Annotated in this window: 16 protein-coding genes and 1 tRNA gene; 4 read left to right on the top strand and 13 right to left on the bottom strand. The window is 65.6% G+C overall.

Features of this window, described 5'->3' with window-relative positions; all coding sequences use genetic code 11:
* Positions 1 to 107: 107 nt before the first annotated feature.
* Positions 108 to 1,580, bottom strand: a complete 1,473-nt coding sequence (locus Q8O26_RS11235) for an NAD-dependent succinate-semialdehyde dehydrogenase (protein ID WP_305575606.1) — start codon at positions 1,578 to 1,580, stop codon at positions 108 to 110.
* A 153-nt stretch (positions 1,581 to 1,733) separates the two neighbouring features.
* On the opposite strand from Q8O26_RS11235, the gene Q8O26_RS11240 reads away from it, so the two are divergent.
* Together Q8O26_RS11240 and Q8O26_RS11245 are read left to right on the top strand one after the other, a co-directional pair.
* Positions 1,734 to 2,414: an HAD-IA family hydrolase gene (locus Q8O26_RS11240; RefSeq protein ID WP_305575607.1), complete on the top strand. Its 681-nt coding sequence runs from the start codon at positions 1,734 to 1,736 to the stop codon at positions 2,412 to 2,414.
* Between the two features lie 108 nt (positions 2,415 to 2,522).
* Entirely contained in the window at positions 2,523 to 4,289 is a 1,767-nt protein-coding gene (locus Q8O26_RS11245) for a methyl-accepting chemotaxis protein (protein WP_305575608.1), read from the top strand.
* A 4-nt stretch (positions 4,290 to 4,293) separates the two neighbouring features.
* On the opposite strand, the gene Q8O26_RS11250 is transcribed toward Q8O26_RS11245, so the two are convergent.
* Complete coding sequence (locus Q8O26_RS11250) at positions 4,294 to 5,460, bottom strand: OpgC family protein (RefSeq protein ID WP_305575609.1); 1,167 nt, start codon at positions 5,458 to 5,460, stop codon at positions 4,294 to 4,296.
* 193 nt (positions 5,461 to 5,653) lie between these two features.
* Here Q8O26_RS11250 and Q8O26_RS11255 point away from each other — a divergent pair, with 193 nt between their 5' ends.
* Positions 5,654 to 6,184, top strand: coding sequence for a hypothetical protein (locus Q8O26_RS11255; protein ID WP_305575610.1), 531 nt, complete (start codon positions 5,654 to 5,656; stop codon positions 6,182 to 6,184).
* A 152-nt stretch (positions 6,185 to 6,336) separates the two neighbouring features.
* Complete coding sequence (locus tag Q8O26_RS11260) at positions 6,337 to 6,540, top strand: hypothetical protein (RefSeq protein WP_305575611.1); 204 nt, start codon at positions 6,337 to 6,339, stop codon at positions 6,538 to 6,540.
* A 126-nt stretch (positions 6,541 to 6,666) separates the two neighbouring features.
* Here Q8O26_RS11260 and phnE read toward each other — a convergent pair whose 3' ends face one another.
* The 11 genes from phnE to Q8O26_RS11315 form a co-directional block, all read right to left on the bottom strand.
* Positions 6,667 to 7,506 (bottom strand): phosphonate ABC transporter, permease protein PhnE, encoded by an 840-nt coding sequence (gene phnE / locus Q8O26_RS11265; protein ID WP_305575612.1) that lies wholly within the window; start codon positions 7,504 to 7,506, stop codon positions 6,667 to 6,669.
* Entirely contained in the window at positions 7,503 to 8,375 is an 873-nt protein-coding gene (phnD, locus tag Q8O26_RS11270; protein ID WP_305575691.1) for a phosphate/phosphite/phosphonate ABC transporter substrate-binding protein, read from the bottom strand. The genes phnE and phnD overlap by 4 nt, the downstream gene beginning before the upstream one ends.
* Positions 8,376 to 8,377: 2 nt before the next feature.
* Positions 8,378 to 9,163 carry a phosphonate ABC transporter ATP-binding protein gene (gene phnC, locus Q8O26_RS11275; protein ID WP_371134534.1) on the bottom strand — a complete coding sequence of 262 codons (786 nt, stop codon included), beginning with the start codon at positions 9,161 to 9,163 and terminating at the stop codon, positions 8,378 to 8,380.
* Between the two features lie 64 nt (positions 9,164 to 9,227).
* On the bottom strand, positions 9,228 to 10,121 hold the full coding sequence (locus Q8O26_RS11280; RefSeq protein WP_305575613.1) for a LysR family transcriptional regulator: 894 nt from the start codon (positions 10,119 to 10,121) through the stop codon (positions 9,228 to 9,230).
* Entirely contained in the window at positions 10,114 to 11,136 is a 1,023-nt protein-coding gene (locus tag Q8O26_RS11285; protein WP_305575615.1) for an NAD(P)-dependent oxidoreductase, read from the bottom strand. The genes Q8O26_RS11280 and Q8O26_RS11285 overlap by 8 nt, the downstream gene beginning before the upstream one ends.
* A 624-nt stretch (positions 11,137 to 11,760) precedes the next feature.
* Positions 11,761 to 13,035 carry a TRAP transporter large permease gene (locus Q8O26_RS11290; protein ID WP_305575617.1) on the bottom strand — a complete coding sequence of 425 codons (1,275 nt, stop codon included), beginning with the start codon at positions 13,033 to 13,035 and terminating at the stop codon, positions 11,761 to 11,763.
* A 9-nt stretch (positions 13,036 to 13,044) separates the two neighbouring features.
* On the bottom strand, positions 13,045 to 13,599 hold the full coding sequence (locus Q8O26_RS11295) for a TRAP transporter small permease (RefSeq protein WP_305575619.1): 555 nt from the start codon (positions 13,597 to 13,599) through the stop codon (positions 13,045 to 13,047).
* A gap of 99 nt (positions 13,600 to 13,698) precedes the next feature.
* Positions 13,699 to 14,709 carry a sialic acid TRAP transporter substrate-binding protein SiaP gene (locus Q8O26_RS11300; protein ID WP_305575621.1) on the bottom strand — a complete coding sequence of 337 codons (1,011 nt, stop codon included), beginning with the start codon at positions 14,707 to 14,709 and terminating at the stop codon, positions 13,699 to 13,701.
* A 94-nt stretch (positions 14,710 to 14,803) separates the two neighbouring features.
* Positions 14,804 to 15,532, bottom strand: a complete 729-nt coding sequence (locus Q8O26_RS11305; RefSeq protein WP_305575623.1) for a GntR family transcriptional regulator — start codon at positions 15,530 to 15,532, stop codon at positions 14,804 to 14,806.
* A gap of 252 nt (positions 15,533 to 15,784) precedes the next feature.
* Positions 15,785 to 15,859, bottom strand: a tRNA-Val gene (locus Q8O26_RS11310).
* 169 nt (positions 15,860 to 16,028) lie between these two features.
* Entirely contained in the window at positions 16,029 to 17,360 is a 1,332-nt protein-coding gene (locus Q8O26_RS11315; RefSeq protein WP_305575625.1) for an aspartate aminotransferase family protein, read from the bottom strand.
* Positions 17,361 to 17,577 lie beyond the last annotated feature (217 nt).

A 17,577-nucleotide genomic window follows, 5' to 3' on the forward strand; every position in this document is an offset into this window, starting at 1 on the left:
CGAGCCTCGAAGGACGCTCTTGACGGATGCAACGCGCCTCTGGATCCCAAAAGACAAGGGCGGCGCCTCGCGACGCCGCCCCCCGTTCAACTCCGGGATGACCCGGCTTACTGGATGCCGCCGAGCATCATCAGCTTGATCTCGATGAACTCGTCGAGGCCGTAGTGGGAGCCCTCGCGGCCGAGGCCGGATTCCTTGACGCCGCCGAAGGGCGCCACGTCCGTGCCGACGAGGCCGGTATTGATGCCGACCATGCCGTATTCCAGCGCCTCGGCGACGCGGAAGATGCGGCCGATATCGCGACCGTAGAAATAGCTCGCCAGGCCGAACTGCGTGGCATTGGCCAGCGCCACCGCCTCGTCCTCGGTCTTGAACTTGTAGATCGGGGCGAGCGGCCCGAAGGTCTCCTCGTTGGTCACCAGCATGTCGGTGGTGACGCCGGAAATCACCGTCGGCTCGAAGAAGGTGTGGCCGAGGGCGGAGCGCTTGCCGCCGGTCTCGACCTTGCCGCCCTTGGCGATCGCGTCCTTCACGTGGGTCTCGACCTTGTCGACGGCGGCCGGCTTGATCAGCGGGCCCTGGTCGATGCCGGCCTCCAGGCCGTTGCCGACCTTCAGCGCCTTCACCTTGGCGGTGAACTTGGCGACAAATTCGTCATGCACCGATTCCTGCACGAAGATGCGGTTGGCGCAGACGCAGGTCTGCCCCATGTTCCGGTACTTCGAGACCATGGCGCCCTCGACGGCGGCATCGACATCCGCGTCGTCGAAGACGATGAAGGGCGCATTGCCGCCGAGTTCGAGACCGACGCGCTTCACGGTGGAGGCCGCCTGCGCCATCAGCAGCTTGCCGACCGGCGTCGATCCGGTGAAGCCGATGAAGCGCACGGTCGGATGCTCGCACCAGACCTTGCCGATGGGCGCCGCGTCGCCGGTGATGATGTTGATGACACCGGCCGGAATGCCGGCGCGATGAGCGAGTTCGGCCAGCGCCAGGGCGGTGAGCGGTGTTTCCGGGGCGGGTTTCACCACCATGGTGCAGCCGACCGCGATGGCCGGTGAGCACTTGCGGGTGATCATCGCCGCCGGGAAGTTCCACGGCGTGATGGCGGCGCATACGCCGATGGCCTGCTTGTGCACGAGGATGCGGTGGTCCGGACGGTGCTGCGGGATGATGTCGCCATAGACCCGCCGGGCCTCCTCGGCGAAGAACTCGACGAAGGAGGCGGCATAGGCCACCTCGCCCTTGGCCTCCGCCAGCGGCTTGCCCTGCTCCGCCGTCATGATCAGGCCGAGATCGTCGGTATTGGCGATCATCAGGTCGAACCACTTTCGCAAGATGTTCGAGCGTTCCTTGGCGGTCTTCTTCGACCACAGCTTGAAGGCCTTGTCGGCGTGCGCGACCGCCTCGCCGGCTTCCTTCGCGCCGAAGCGCGGCACATGGCCGATGGTCTGGCCGGTGGCCGGATTGACGACGGGATCGATGGGCGTGCCGATCCATTCGCCGTTGACGTAGCACTGCGACTTCAGGAGCGTCGGGTCCTTGAGCGGCAGGGGCGTGGTCGTCAGGGGCGCGTTCATCGGAGCCTCCAGGGCTTGTCGGATGGGGAGACTTGCGTTCTAGCACCGGCCCGCAAGCGGTGCATCCCGCCCGCCGGCACGGCAGCCAAACGTCAGGTGACATTCCCGCGCATATTCGGCATGACCTGCCGGACCTTCACGGAGAGCCCAGGCATGTCGGCCGCCACCATCGTCTTCGATCTCGACGGCACGCTCGTCGATACCCATCCCGACCTGATCGGCACGCTCTCCTGGCTCCTCGAGGAAGAGGGCCTCGACGCCATGGACATGGAGGCGGCGAAGCAACTGATCGGACACGGCATGAAGCCGATGGTCGAGAAGGCGCTGAAGCTGAAGGGCAGGGGCGACACCCAGGACGAGATCGAGGCGGTCTATGCCCGCTATATCGCCGTCTACGAGACGCGCCTGACCCGCGAGAGCCGCCCCTTTCCCGGCATGCTCGACGCACTCGACCAACTGGCCGACGAGGGCATGATCCTCGCCGTCTGCACCAACAAGGTCGAACGCCTTGCGAAGAAGCTGCTCGAGGAACTGGACATGACGCGCCGCTTCGCCTTCATCGCCGGCGCCGACACCTATGCGCTGCGCAAGCCCGATCCCCGCCACATCCTGCTGACCGTTCGCGATGCCGGCGGCGACCCCACCCGCGCCGTCATGGTGGGCGATTCCGACACCGACATCCGCGCCGCCCAGGGCGCCGGCGTGCCGGTCGTCGCCTATTCCGGCGGCTATACGGCGGTGCCCCTCCAGAGCCTCGCCCCCGACGTCATCATCGACCACTACGACACTTTGCCAGCGACCATCGCGCGCTTGCTGACTTCGCCGAAAGTCTAAGACGGGGCGTCGGCCCGCCAAGCGATACGGTTAAGCGGCCGTTTACCCTGTTGCGCGACAATTCCCGCAATCTTCTCGTCAATTGACGCGAAGAAAGAGGGAACGCCGATGGATTTTCGCCGCATGCTGACGGCGCGCGAGCCGGCGGCCTCACCGTCGTCGCATCCACCCGCCAGCGCGACGGAGGATGCGATCGCGGAGGTCGTACGGCTGAAAGCCGAGATCGTCCAGATCCGCGACACGATCGGGCTCGTCGAATCCGACCTGATGAAGGTGATCGCCGACGTCTCGGACTCCGCCGACCATGTCCATGACGGCACAGCCGCCGCGAGCCGTGCCCTGGCGGCGATCCGCGAACGGTCGCGCGCGCTCGACCGGCTCGCCGCCGGTGCCTCGCAGAATTCGAGCCAGCTCGCCGCCGCCACCGAGGAGTTCGGGCAGAGCGCCGCGGCGATCGGTGACCGCGTGCGCCAGGCGACGCGCTTCACGCAGGAGGCCATCGAGGCGGCCGGCCATGCTTCCGCCAGTGTTGACGGCCTTCGGGCCTCGTCGACCGAGATCAATCAGGTCGTGGGGCTGATCGGCAAGATCGCCCGCCAGACCAACCTCCTCGCCCTCAACGCCACCATCGAGGCGGCGCGCGCCGGCGAGGCCGGCAAGGGCTTCGCCGTGGTCGCCACCGAGGTCAAGAGCCTCAGCCTCGAGACGCAGCGCGCGATCGACGAGATCTCCCGGCGCATCGCGCAGCTACAGGCGGATTCGCAGGCTTCCATCGCCGCCGTCCAGCAGATCGCCGGCGCCGTCGACGCGATCCGCCCGGTCTTCGCCTCCGTCGCCGAGGCGGTGGAACAGCAGGTCGCCACCATCGGCGAACTCTCGCGCTCGGCCGGCGACAGCGCCGCTTTCATCGCCGACGTCGCCTCCGGCGCCGGCGCCATCGATCAGGCGGCGGTGGAGGCCGAGACGACTTCGGACGAAGCCGACAAGGCCGGCCGTCAGGCCAAGCTGCTGACCGAAAAGCTGCGCTCGCGCTTCACCATCTTCCTGCGCCAGTCGGAAGTCGGCGACCGCCGCCGCCACGACCGGCTGCCGGTGGAACTCGCCGTGCGCGTCGATGGACCGCAGGGTGCCATCCGCGCCAAGACCATGGACCTCTCCGAAGGCGGCATGCTGCTGGCGGCGGGCGAGGTCGACCGGCTGGCCGTCGGCGCCGTGGTGACCGCGGCCGTCAACGACATCGCCGCGTTCCGCATCAAGGTGGTCGCCCGTTCGGCGCTCGGCACCCATTGCGAATTCGTCGCGCCGGACGAGGGCGGGCGTGTGGCCCTGGCGAAGAAGATCGCCGCGCTGCGCGAGGCCGATGCCGTCCGCATCGATTACGTCGTCAAGGCGTCCGCCGAGATCAGCCGTGCCATGGAACAGGCCATCGAGGCCGGACGGCTGTCGCGCGACGACGCCTTCGACAACGACTATGTACGCATTCCCGGCACCGATCCTGTCCAGTTCTCGACCCGCTACCTCAAGGTCTTCGAGGAGATCCTGCCGCCCATCCAGGAGCGCTGGCTCGCCGTCGACAAGCAGATGACGTTCTGCGCCGCGGTGGACCGCAACGCCTATCTGCCGGTTCACAACCGCATCTACGCCCATCCGCAAAGGGCGGGCGACCCGACCTGGAATGCCGCCAACTGCCGCAACAAGCGCATCTTCGACGACCGCGCCGGCCTTTCGGCGGCCCGCTCCTCGCGCCCCTGTCTGATCCAGTCCTATGCCCGCGACATGGGCAACGGCGTCACGGTCCACATGAAGGAGATCGACGCGCCGATCCGCATCTTCGGCCGCCACTGGGGCGGTCTGCGGATGGCTTACCGCCTCTGACGGCTTAGGCGCCCTCGGCCCGCAGCGCGGCCGCGGGCTGGGACGCCGACGGTACCGCCTGTGCAGCCACCGCCGGCTTCGTCCATGGCGCCGACTTGAACAGGCGCGCGAGCCAGGCTGCCGCTACGATACCCGCAAGGCCGACGAGATTGACCAAAGCCGCCGGTCCGGCTCCATCGCCGACGATGTCGAGCGCGATGCCGCCGATCCAGGCGAGCACCGTACAGGCGAGGAAGGCCGGCAGCGACTGGGTGCCGACGAGGGTCAGGACCGCCGCCGCGCGTGTCTCGAGCAGCCAGCGCGCCCCTTCCAGCAGCGACAGGGCAAGATAGGCCAGCGCCAGGAAATGGATGATGCGGACCGGGTGGATGTTGGTCCAGGTATTGGCCGGCAGGGCCATCATCTGCAGGTCGATGAAGACGGGAAAGGCGTCGGTGACGAGCCAGAAGTTGAACGGGACCGAGACGATGACGATGGCCGCCGTCAACCCGACCAGCCGCGGCCGCCCCAGCGCTGGTGGCTTCCACCATCCGAGACCGATGGCGAAGCCGGCGAAGAACAGTACCTGCCAGGCGAAGGGGTTGAAGAACCAGGTTCCGGCATTGTCGGAGCGGCCGGGCATGGCCAGGCCGAAGGCCAATGCGGCGATGTAGAGTGCGGCCGAGAGGGCGAAGGGGGCGACGGGGTGCAGCCGGTGCGCTGCCATCATCACCGGCACCAGCGCCAGCACGACGATGTAGAGCGGCAGGATGTCGAGCAGCATCGGCACATAGGTCAGCGTCACGAGCCCGCCGAGCGCTTCGGCCGGGGCCGCGAAGACATGGGCGAGGGCGCGCATGGCATGGCTGTCGGCCGGAGCGGCAAGAACGGTGACGCCGGCCAGCGCCATGAACAGCGCCAGATGGGCCCAGTAGAGCTGCCAGATGCGCTGGACGATCTTCAGCGTCGCCGGGATGAAACCCGCGGTCGCATAGGTCCGCCCGAAGGCCGTGGCACTGGCGAAGCCGGAGCCGAAGACGAAGAGTTCGGTGGCCGAGGAAAAGCCGAACCGCGCCGGAATCCAGGCGAGCCAGGGGTTCTGCGGCATGTGGGCGATGAAGATGATCAGCATGCACAGGCCGCGGAAGACGTCGAGGCGCAGATCGCGCGGGCGCTTGGGCGGTGCGGTCATGTCGGGCTCGTCTGTCGGTTGCTGCAATGCAGGATACGCAGTCACCGAAACGGTCGTTACGCGGACGCGGCGTCGCCGTGAGATTGCCGCTTCACGGTTTGGTGAACCCTCGAGACGGTAACGCCGTGACGTTGGCCGCGAATTGTCGGGGGAGGGCGAGGTTGCCCGCATCAGGACCTGAGGGGGCCCCGCCATGATTGCCGACACCGCTCGAACCATTACGAACCACGAGTTCCGCATCGCCGGCATCGCCCTGCCGGGCCTCAGGGAGATGATCGCCCTCATGGTCGGCGGCTTCGCCGGCCTCGGCCTGTGGGAGATCTGGGCCAATGTCCCCACCGCCATCGTTGCCGGCGGGCCGCTGGAGCCGCCGGCCCTGATCAAGGCGCTGTTCGCCGCCCGCCTTGGCTTCGAGCCTTCCGACGTCGCCGCCAAGGCGCTGCACTACGTCACCGGCGTCGTCGGCTACCCGCTCGGCTACTATCTCCTGACCCGCAACGGTATCTCGCTGGGTCGGCGCTGGAACGGCTGGGTCTGGGGCGCCTTCACCACTTTCATCGCGCTCGGCATCTTCGCGCCGCTGGCAGGCCTGCCCTTCCTTCTCCTCGCCTGGGGCGGCCAGCTCACCATCATGAGCACGATCGGCCACGCGCTCTACGGCGCCATGGCGGCCTATGTGACCGAGATGATGCTCGACCGTGACCGTGACCGCGACCGCCCCTGAGCCTTCACGGCACCTGGACGGCGATCGCGACACTTGGAGCGACCAAGACAAGGAACGGGCAACCCTGATCCCCATCAGGGCTTGCCCGTTAACCATTCCTGTACGAGAAAGTCGCCATTCTGCCGCTCAAGAGCACGTTCGAGGATGCGCGCATGACCACCATCAAGCTGCAGATCCCGCCGGACCTTCTGGCCGCGGTCGATCGTTTCATCGAGGAAGAGGTGCCCGAGGTGAGCCGCCCCGACGCGCTGCTCGCCGCCCTGCGCGCCTGGGCCGTCGGCAACGGGCTCATGCTCTCCTGGCGCGGCCCGCAGGAGCCGCCCGCGACCTGGCCGCAGGCGGCGAACGACGGGTGAGGGGCGGAGACAGCGGTTCGACCGCGCGATCACGCTGCAAACGGGTGCGACAGGGATCGACCTGTGACTCCACCCGTGTGAAGGCCAAGAAGTGAGCCGCTTCGGTCGAGATTCGACTTTCAACGGCTATTTGAGGTTGCGCCTCAGCCAGGCGCCGATGGCGTCAACAATCAGGACACAGGCAAGGATGGTCAGCAGGATCGCGCTGACCTGATCATATTTGATCAGCCGCAGGGCCGCGATGAGTTCGAAGCCGATACCGCCGGCGCCGACGATTCCGAGCACGGCGGAGGCACGGAAATGATACTCCCACCTGTAGATCGTCACATCGGCGAGTTGCGGCAACACCTGCGGCAGCACAGCGTGGCTGATCACTTGAACAGACGTGGCCCCGGCAGCACGCGCTGCTTCCAGCGGGCGTGGATCGACGTGCTCGATCGCCTCTGCGTAGAATTTACCCACCATGCCGACCGAGTGGAGAGCCAGCGCCAGGACACCCGGCAGCGCACCGAAGCCGACGGCGGCAACGAACAGGATGCCCATGATAATCTCGGGCACCGAACGCAGGAACGACAGCAACGTCCGCACGATGTGCATCAAGATTGGATGGGGAGTTGTGTTCGGGGCCGCGAGGATCGCCAGCGGCAGTGATAGGATGACGGCGAGCACTGTGCCGGCAATCGACATGGCGAGCGTATCCAGCAGTGGCCTCATCCAGTTGCGCCAACGCCCGAAATCAGGCGGCACCATCTCGCTGAACAGCTGGCCCAGAGCAGGAAGGCCATCGTTGAACCGTTCGGCATCGAAGAAGCCGGTGATTGCGAGCGCTGCGATGCAGATCAAGCCGATGCCGCCCATGATCACAAGGCGACGCAGCCCGGCTGCACGCTCTTGGGAGAGCAGTGCGTCATGACGAACAAGACTGGAAGTGACCTGTCGGGCAGGCAGTGGTGCGAGGTTGTTCATCCGCGCACTTTGGTCAGGTCGAGATCAAGCACCTTCGCAGTGTCGCGCAGGACATCGTAAGCCTTGTCGTCGGTGGCCGCGAAGCCCTGTACGCGGAAGGCCTTCAGGATTTCAGGGTCCTGGAGGCCGATGAAGGCCTCGCGGATACGCGCTTTCAGTTCAGGTGCAAGATTGCCCTGCATGACCATCGGATAATTGGGAATGGGATCAGACAGGCCGATCTCGATGATCTTGGACTTGTCGACCGTACCGCGTGACGTCAGATTGTCGAGAATGGCTTTCGAAAGTCCACCAGCCGGAACCTGCCCGTTCTGGACGGCGCGTGCGACCGCGTCATGCGTGCCCAGATGTACGGCCTGATAGTCGCGACCGGCGATCAGGTCGCGATTGGCGAGGAAGGCGCGCGGGATCAGGTGGCTCGATGTTGAGGCCTGATCACCGAAAGCAAAGGACTTGCCCTTGATGTCTTCAACCTTGGCAACGAGGCCGCCAGCCTGGGCGATCAGCACGCCGTTGTAGGTCGGCGAGCCACGCTCGATGCCGACGGCGAAAGGCTCGAGTTCTGGTGCGCGTGACTTCGCGAGCACGTAGGAAAGCGGGCCGAAATAGGCAATCTCGATGCGTCCGAAACGGGCTGCCTCGATCATCGAAGAATAGTCGGTTGTAACCACGAGCTCGACGCTTCTGGCCAACACTTTTTCAAGATGCAGCCTGAGCGGCTCGGCGTTCTGGATGATCGTGGCCGCATTTTCATCCGGCAACAGCGCCACACGGATGCGCGAGGGATTGCGCGTCTGCGCCAAGGCCGGGAGGGTCTGTGCGCCGATGGCGGCAGCCGAGAGTGCCATCAGGATGCGACGGTTCAACATGGTCATGCGACAAGCTCCATGGCGGAATGATCAAGGTTTTTCGCAGCACCAACCATCGGCGCTGTCTGATAAAGGCGGGTGATGTCGAGTTCGCTGAGGTCCGTTGGCTTGCCGTCGAACACGACCTCACCATGGGCTAAACCAATGATCCGGTCGGCAAAGCGGCGTGCGAAGTCGAGTTGGTGAAGTGAAACGACCGCTGTCAGTCCGTCCTGCTTGGCGATGCCGTGAATGAGCGAAAGCACGGCCTCCGCAGTGGCCGGGTCAAGACTGGCAACGGGCTCGTCGGCGAGGATAATGTCCGGCTGCTGCACCAGCGCGCGGGCGATCCCGACCCGCTGTTGCTGGCCTCCGGACAGCTGGTCAGCACGACGCAAAGCGTATTCGATCAAGCCGACGCGCTCGATGGCTGACAGGGCCCTCAGCCGCTCGTCGCGCCCAAACGGGAACAATGTGCGCAAGCTGTTATGGTAGCCAAGCCGGCCCATGAGGACATTTTCGAGCACGCTCGAACGTCCGATCAACTGATGTTGCTGAAAGATCATCCCGGTGCGGCGGCGATGACTGCGTAAGTTCGCGCCGCTGCTCAACGGCCCGAAATCTGCTGTGACGACTTTGCCCGAGGTGGGCTTCACGAGCCCGTTGAGGGCCCGGAGCAGCGTAGACTTGCCCGCGCCTGAGGCCCCGAGCAGCACAGTAAAGGCGCCGCGCTCAAAGCTGAGCGTCGTCGACTTCAGCGCAGGCGCTGCTTGGCCATACGAAACGGACAACGCCTCTACTGTGATCACGACCCACCTGCTGATTGCAAATAGAGATGAAAAGGAGCGTTTGATTGAGATCAATAATATCGGTTCAGCTTGACAGCGATGTGACAGCCTCATTCCGGGCGAGGTGTGCTCCAAACAATCTGGCGGGTGCCGCGATTGGCAGACTGCTTGGCGTGGCCGCCCACAAGGCTTTGGTCATGGGCGCATCGGCGACCGTCAACGCCACCAGCAACCCGGCTGCCACCTCTTCCGCAACGGTCGCATGCAGGACGATGGAGATGCCGAGACCAGCCATGACGGCCCGCTTCACCGCTTCTGTCGAACCCAAAACAGGACCAATCTTCAGCCGCCGCGCCAGTTCCGCACCAAGCGCCTGTGCGAGCACGCGCCCGGTCCCGGTGCCGGCTTCGCCACCAATCATGGGCTGGTCAGTCAGCTCTTCAGGGTTGACAACGCTCCGCCCAGCCCAGGCGTGACCAGGCGGCACAATGACGACCAAAGGCTCGTGCCGCCAGCAAAACGCCTGAAAGCCATCTGTCTCGGTCCACCACTCGGTGAGTGCGATATCAACTTCGCCATGTTGCAGGCGTTCGATCACGGTCGGGTTGGGTCCAATGCTCCAGCCGACAGGCTTGGCCGTCGGGTAAACTTCGCAGAACCCTTTGACCGCCGGTGGCAGCAGATAGATCCCGATATTCGAGGCCGCACCGATCACGAGCCGGTCTGGTTGCACGGATATCCGCGCCTGTTCCTCCGCCTGGAGCAGGCGTTTCGCGTGGGGCAGGAAGGCCAAGCCTTTCGGCAGGGCCCAACATCCGGCGTTGCTGCGCGCAACCAGACCTGTCCCGAGGGCCTCTTCCAGTTTGCGGATATGCTGCGAAACGGTTGGCTGCGCCAGACCGAGCCGTTTGGCGGCTTCATGGAAGCTGCCGCAAGCCACCACGGCGACAAAACTGCGCACCTGAGCAAGATCAAGCATGCGACATGTCTGCCGTGGCTGGCGACGTCAGAGTATTGGGACTGCTCCGTCCTGCAAGGACATCGATAATGTCTTGCGCTGCACTCATCGCGATCGCGCGCCTGACATCGTCGACTGCCGAACCCAGATGCGGCGTGAAAAATGTCGCGTGGTGGGCCAGTAGCCGCGGCGGGATCGTTTTGGGTCTGTCGGGCTTTGCCCAGTCCTCAAATGCAAAAACATCGGCGGCGTAGCCACCGAGGTGCCCGCTTTCCAGAGCTGAAGCCACTGCACTCTCGTCGACGATCGAGCCACGGGCAGGGTTGACCAGCAATGCGCCGGGTTTCATCGCGGCCAGCATCGAGGCGTTGAACAGCCCATCGGTGTGCTGGTTGAGCGGCAGCGCCAAAACCACTACGTCGCTGTTGGCCAGAAGGTCGGGCAGTCCGACGATGCGTGCCGGGGTGCAACTCTCCGGTTCAAGTGGCCGTTCATCAAAGGCGAGAACCGTCGCGCCAAGTGCTGCAAACGGTGCCACCAGTGCTCGTCCCACAGCGCCTTGTCCGACCACGCCCAAGGTGGCTCCTGCCAGCCCACTTCCGTAAAGCACTGGCTTCCATCCGACGAATTGACCCGAACGCACCATGGCATCGCCATGCCGCAGATTGCGCGCCAGACCGATCGTCAGCCCGACCGTCAGTTCAGCGGTTGGAACCGTCAGCAGATCCGGCACAAAGGTCACGGTCACCCGATGCCGCATGCAGGCATCAATGTCGAAATTGTCCGCCCCCTTGAGGGCGCAGGCGATCACCTTCAATTTTGGTGCTTCGCGAAGAAAGGCGTCATCAACGCAATCGGTCATGAACGCCATCATCGCGTCAGCACGTGCCATCCGGCTCGCAAGCTCACCAGGCGGCAAGGGTTCCTGCGAGTCATTCGCGACCACCTCACAGCCCTGACCCAGATTCTCTCGCAAGTGAGAGAGAACCTCTGGGTGGACCCAGTTGGTCAAGACAACGACGGGGGACAGCGGCATCGACGATCGCCTAATCAAATTGATGCGCGATCTTGATTGCGTTTGATGACTGGCCTGTGACGTTGGTCGGCCGTTGACCTGCCACGGAGCTTTTCCTCGACGCGGAGTTCGAGCCCGGCCCTTCGAAGAACGGACAGATGAAGCGGGAACGGTCCACGGAAGAGCAGACACCGCCACCCGGGACGCGACCAGACGATTGATCCGTTGGCCTGAGCAGACGATGTTTCCTATCGTCCGCAGTCCATTTCGGGAATGTCGGTTTTCGCCGCTATTGGGCCTCGAGTCGTGCTTCCATGGGTGCTGAATGATCCGGACCGCGATGATTTATGCCAAAGTCGGCGCTCTGATCCTGTTTGGGTTTTCACAAGCCAGCGCCGCCGAGACCCGCCCGTGCTCGAGGGGTTTGCACCGCTCGACGCGCTGTCGGTTTACGAAGGGGCCTGTCTGTACGGGGAGGCAGATGCCGGGTTTTCGCGGTTTGACCTGCCGGTCGGCCCGATGAGGGGCCGCGCGCGACCTGGCCCCAGGCCGCCAACGACGGGTGAGGGGGCTCACGCCCGGCCCCCGCACACTGGCATGACGCCCGGCCCCAGCGCCGGGCTCTTCATTCCTGCCGCCTCGCGGTCAGCGATACCAGAGCGTCGGCAGCGCCGTGGTGAACCACGGGAAGACCGAGATCAGCACCAGCACGATCAGCAGCGGCACGAGGAAGGGCGTCACGCCCGCCACCGTCCGCTCGAACGAGATGTTGGCGACCTTCGACAGCACGAAGAGCACCATGCCGACGGGCGGCGTCAGCAGCCCGATCATCAGGTTCAGCACCATCACCACGCCGAACTGTACCGGATCAATGCCGACCTTGAGGATGATCGGCATGAAGATCGGCACCAGGATCGAGATGGCGGCGATGGTCTCCATGAAGCAGCCGACCACCAGCAGGAAGAGGTTGATGAGCAGCATGATCAGCAGCGGATTGTCGGTGATCGACAGCAGCCCCGTGGCGATCGCCTCGGTGACGCGCGTGGTGGTCAGCACCCAGCCGAAGAGCGACGCGGCGGCCACGATAATGAGCACGCTGGCGGTGGTCTCGATGGTCTCCAGCGTGATGCGGTAGAACTGCTTGAGCGACAACGACCGGTAGAGCAGCGCCCCGAGCAGCAGCGCCCAGGCACAGGCCGCGATCGCCGCCTCTGTTGGAGTGAAGATGCCCAGCGACATGCCGCCGATGATGAGCGCCGGTGTGAACAGCGCCGGGATCGCGCGGACGAAGGTTTGCCCCAGCGCCTTCATCCGGAACACCTGGTCGCGGCCGATCCCGTGCCGGCGTGCATACCATGTGACATAGAACATCAGGATCACGGCCATCAGGACGCCGGGAATGAGCCCGCCGGCGAAGAGCTGGCCGATGGAGACATTGCCGACGACGCCGAAGATCACCATCGGCAGCGAGGGCGGGATGATCGGCCCGATGGTCGACGAGGCCGCAGTGATGCCGACGGCGAACTCGTCCTTGTAGCCATGGTCGCGCATGGCCTTGATCTCGATCGTGCCGAGGCCACCGGCATCCGCCACGGCCGTGCCCGACATGCCCGCGAAGATCACCGACCCCACGACATTCACGTGGCCGAGGCCGCCCTTCATCCACCCGACCGCCGAGACGGCGAAATCATAGATGCGGTTGGTGATGCCGGCGGTATTCATCAGGTTGCCGGCGAGGATGAAGAAGGGCACCGCGAGCAGCGGGAAGGAATCGACGCCTCCCGCCATGCGGTGCAGCACCACGAAGTCCGGGATCATGGTCTCGAACTTGATGTAAGCGAGCGATCCCGCCGCCAGTGCCACGAAGATCGGCGTACCAAGGAGCAGAAGGATCAGAAAGATGCCGAAAAGCCAGAACATGCTGCGCCCTCAATCGATGATGAGGCCCTGACGGGCCGGGTCCGGGCGCCACCCGCGGCGGGCATTGGCGATGAACATCTGGCCGGCGCGCCAGAGCATGAGCAGGCAGCCGACAAGGATGCCGCCGTAGACGATGCTCATCGACAGGTCGAAGACCGTCATGCGTTGGATTTCCATGCGCTCGGTCACCTGCCACGCGTACCAGACGAGCAGGGCGACGAAGCCGAGAACGATGACGTCGATGAGGAAGTTGAGCAGGCGCACCACCGGTTCGGGGAGGAACTGGTGGAGCACCTCCACCGCGATGTGGTTGCGTCGGCGCATGGCCACCGCCGAGCCGACGAAGGTGACCCACATCAGCAGATAGCGGGCGATCTCCTCCGTCCATGAGAAGGACGAGTTGAGGATGTAGCGGGAGAAGAACTGCAGGAAGACGACGAAGGCCATCAGCCAGAACAGGGCGAAGGCGATCCAGTCCTCGGGATAGTGCTCGATCCGCACGTCCGGGTCTTCGACGACGATCAGATGCTCCGCGCCGGGCGCGGTCGGGGGCTGCGGTGACATGGGAACCTTGCCGGGCAGGCGGTGTGGGACGCTGCAGGGGACGGTGGCGCCGGCAAAGGCACCACCGTCTCGATGTCGGGCGGAGAAGGCGCCGCCGCCTCAGCTGGAGGAGGCAAGCCCCTGGAGCGCGTCGTACTCGGCCTTTGACCAGCCGGCACCCGAGGCCGCATCGTTGTGCAGCGGCACCGCCACGGCCCGGAACGCCGCGCGGTCAGGCGCGATGACGGTCTTGCCGAGCTTGCGGAACTCCTCGGCGAGCTTCTGCTCGCTCTCGCGGATATGGTCAGATGCGCGGGAGGCGGCCTCCATCAGCACGTCGGAGAAGATCTTCTTCTCGGCGTCGTTCAGCCGGGCCCAGACGTGGCTGCCGACGATCGACAGCAGCGATTCCGTGATGTGGCCGGTGAGCATGATGTGGCTCTGCACCTCGTAGAACTTCTTCGCCATGATGGTGGGAAGCGGGTTCTCCTGGCCGTCGACCGTGCCCTGCTGCAGGGCCAGATAGACCTCGGCGAAGGCGATCGGCGTCGCGTTGGCGCCGACCGACTTGGTGAACATCAGGAAGAGCGGCGCCGGCGGCACGCGCAGCTTCATGCCGCGCATGTCCTCGGGCTTGTTGATCGCACGGTTGGCGGTCACATGGCGCTCGCCGTAATAGGTGAGGGCGGTCACCTTGTGGCGGGTGCGGCCCTCGTAGCCCGCGGCGATCTGCCTGAACAGCGGCGAGTCGCGATAGGCCTTCCAGTGGTTGAAGTCGCGCAGCACATAGGGCGCGTTGGTGATGGCGATCGGCCTGTGGATCGAGCCGGCGAAGGCGACGCCGGTATAGATGATATCGACCGCCCCGAGACCGAGCGCCTCGTTGATCTGGTTCTCGTTGCCGAGTTGCGAGGCAGCGAAAACATCGATCTGGTACTTGCCGTTGGTGCGCTTGGCGATTTCCGCCGCGGCCCAGAGGGCATCGGTGTGATAGGCCTCGCCCGTCTCGTAGACATGGGCCCATTTCAGCTTCGTCTGCTGGGCGCGCAGCGGCGTGGCGCCGAAGGGGCCGATCGCGGTCGTTGCAAGTCCCGCGCCCGCGATCAGGGCGTTGCGGCGTGTGATGGTCATGGGGTGTCCTCCCTACCCGTGGTGATGGTGTGATGGGCGGTTGATCCGCCGCTTGTTGCCGCAGGGTCCTTCGGGACCTGGCGGTGAATGGGCTTCAGGCGCGCTTCAGGTCGGGCCGCCCGCTATCCTCCACGAAAAAATCGGGGTTAAAGTGCTTAAGATCCTCGGTCCCGAGCTTGAGGCCGTCGATATGCCGGCCGAGCGCCTCAGCCGCGGCATCCGGCCGGCGCTGCTCAAGGGCATGCAGAACCGCCTCATGCTCGGCCACCACACGCGCCATCCGCCCCGCAAGCGGCAAGGTCAGGCGGCGGAACCGGTCGACCTGCAGCTTGACATGCCGGACTAGCGCCCAGACGCCGGGATGGCCGCCCGCCGCCGCGATCGCCTCGTGGAAGGCCTCGTCGGCGCGGTGGAAGGCCTCGGTATCGCCGGCCTCCGCCGATTCCGCCATGCGCGCCAGGATGGCGCCGAGCGCGATGATTTGGCTTTTCGTCGCGCGTTCCACGGCAGCGCGCACCGCATGCTGCTCCAGAACGCGCCGGATGGTAATGGCTTCGGGAAGGTCGGCCAGCGGAATGCGCGAGACATAGGTCCCGGACTTCGAGACGATGTCCACCAGACCCTCGTCCGAGAGGCGGAGCAGGGCCTCGCGGACCGGCGTGCGGCTGACGCCGTGCTGGGCGGCGATGTCCTTCTCGTTGAGCTGAGAACCCGGAGCGAGGCGGAGCGACAGGATATCGTCGCGCAACAGGCCATGGACCGCCGTCGCCGCCGTCCGGCCGCGTGACGCCCTGTCCCGTACTCCGCCGATCACTGTCAGCATAGCCGCTCCTGATATGACAGGTACACCTGATATATCAGGTTGGCAACGGGTTCCGGGAGAGCATGCGGGTGGCGCCGGGGATCGGGTGTCGAAACGCCATAAGGAGCGCGCCACCGTCCAGGATCACGGGCGGCGGCGACCGCCATCCCGGCGTGACCCGGAGCACGATCCCAATGCTGGTGTCAGGCGAGTTCCGGGCCGGACAGGCGGCGCCACGCATCGCCATCGGTTCGGCTGGTCAGTCATAGAGAATGGTGGGCGCGACAGGGATTGAACCTGTGACCCCTCCCGTGTGAAGGGAGTGCTCTCCCGCTGAGCTACGCGCCCGCGCCATCGACTGGCGAAGAGCCGCGTTCCTAGCGGCTCCCCCCGACCGGTGTCAAGAATCGAGATGGCGGAAACGGTGGAGCTTCGGGTGCGACCGGCGGACGGGTGCAGCGGCGATGCGCTGCCACCGATGAACCAGCCCGGACCCTGACGAGAGGATACCCGCCTCTCACGCCGCCGCGGCGATCGCGGCGTCCACCGCCTCGCCCAGCCGTTCGACGATCCCGTCGATGTCGGAGGCGGTGGCGATGAAGGGCGGGGCGAGGAGAACGTGGTCGCCGCGCGTGCCGTCGGCCGTTCCGCCGGACGGATAGACCATCAGCCCGCGGGCCATGGCCTCGGCCTTGATGCGCGCATGCAGCTTCAGCGCCGGGTCGAAGGTTGCTTTGCTGCCGCGGTCGAAGACGAGTTCGATGGCCTGGAACAGGCCGCGGCCGCGGATGTCGCCGACATGATGGTGGTTGCCGAAGCGCTCGCCGAGGCGACGCGTCAGGTGCGCCCCCTGCGCCTGCACATTGGCGAGGAGACCGTCGCGCTTGATCACCTTCTGCACGGCGAGGCCGGCGGCGCAGGCCAGCGCATGGCCGAGATAGGTATGGCCGTGCTGGAACAGCTTCGAGCCGCGGTCGAAGGCCTGGAACACCGTGTCGGCGACCAGCACCGCGCCTATCGGGGCAAAGCCGCCGCCGAGCCCCTTGGCGATGGTCATGAGGTCGGGGGCGACGCCCTCGTGCTCGCAGGCGTGCAGCGTGCCGGTGCGGCCCATGCCGCACATGACCTCGTCGAGGATCAAAAGGATGCCGTGGCGGTCGCAAATCTCCCTGACAGTGCGGAAGTAGCCCGGCGGGGCGGTGATGGCGCCGCAGGTCGCCCCGCCCACGGTCTCGGCGACGAAGGCGATGACGCTGTCAGGCCCGAGACGGTCAATCTCACCCGCCAGTTCGGCGGCGAGGCGCGCGCCATAGGCCTCCGGCGTCTCGCCGGGCTCGCGGCCGCGATAGTCATAGGCCGGCGCGACATGGTGGGCTTCGATCAGCAGCGGCGCATATTGCACCCGCCGCGCTGCATTGTGGCCGATGGCGAGGGCCCCCAGCGTGTTGCCGTGATAACTCTGCCGCCGGCCGATGAAATGCCGGCGCTGCGGCTGGCCGATCTCGACGAAATATTGCCGCGCCATCTTCAGCGCCGTCTCGATCGCCTCCGATCCGCCGGAGAGGAAATAGACATGGCCCATGCCGGCGGGGGCATCGGCAACGAGGGTTTCAGCCAGTTCCTCCGCCACCGCGGTCGTGAAGAAGCTCGTATGGGCGTAGGCGAGACTGTCGAGCTGGGCATGCATGGCGGCCAGCACGTCGGGATGCGAATGGCCGAGGCAGGAGACCGCCGCTCCGCCGGAGGCGTCGATATAGTCGCGGCCGGCGGAATCGCGGATGACGAGGCCCGTGCCCGACACGGCGACAGGGTAGTCGTGGGCGAGGCTGCGGTGGAAGATCGGCGTCATCGGCGGGGCCTCTCGGAACCAGGGCGGCTTGGCGACCATTTGGACGCAGGCCTCGCCGTTCGGCAATGGCGCGGCAGGGACGCTGGACTGCGTCGGCGCGCGTTCTGGCGAAGACCACGAAATAGAAATAGTTATGGGGCTAGATCGTACCGGCGCATGAGATGCCGGAACAGTCCGAAGGGGGACACGTGCAGGTTCTTCGGGGCCCCAGGAGGGC

It is taken from the genome of Phreatobacter sp. (assembly GCF_030691135.1).
GTDB lineage: Bacteria > Pseudomonadota > Alphaproteobacteria > Rhizobiales > Phreatobacteraceae > Phreatobacter.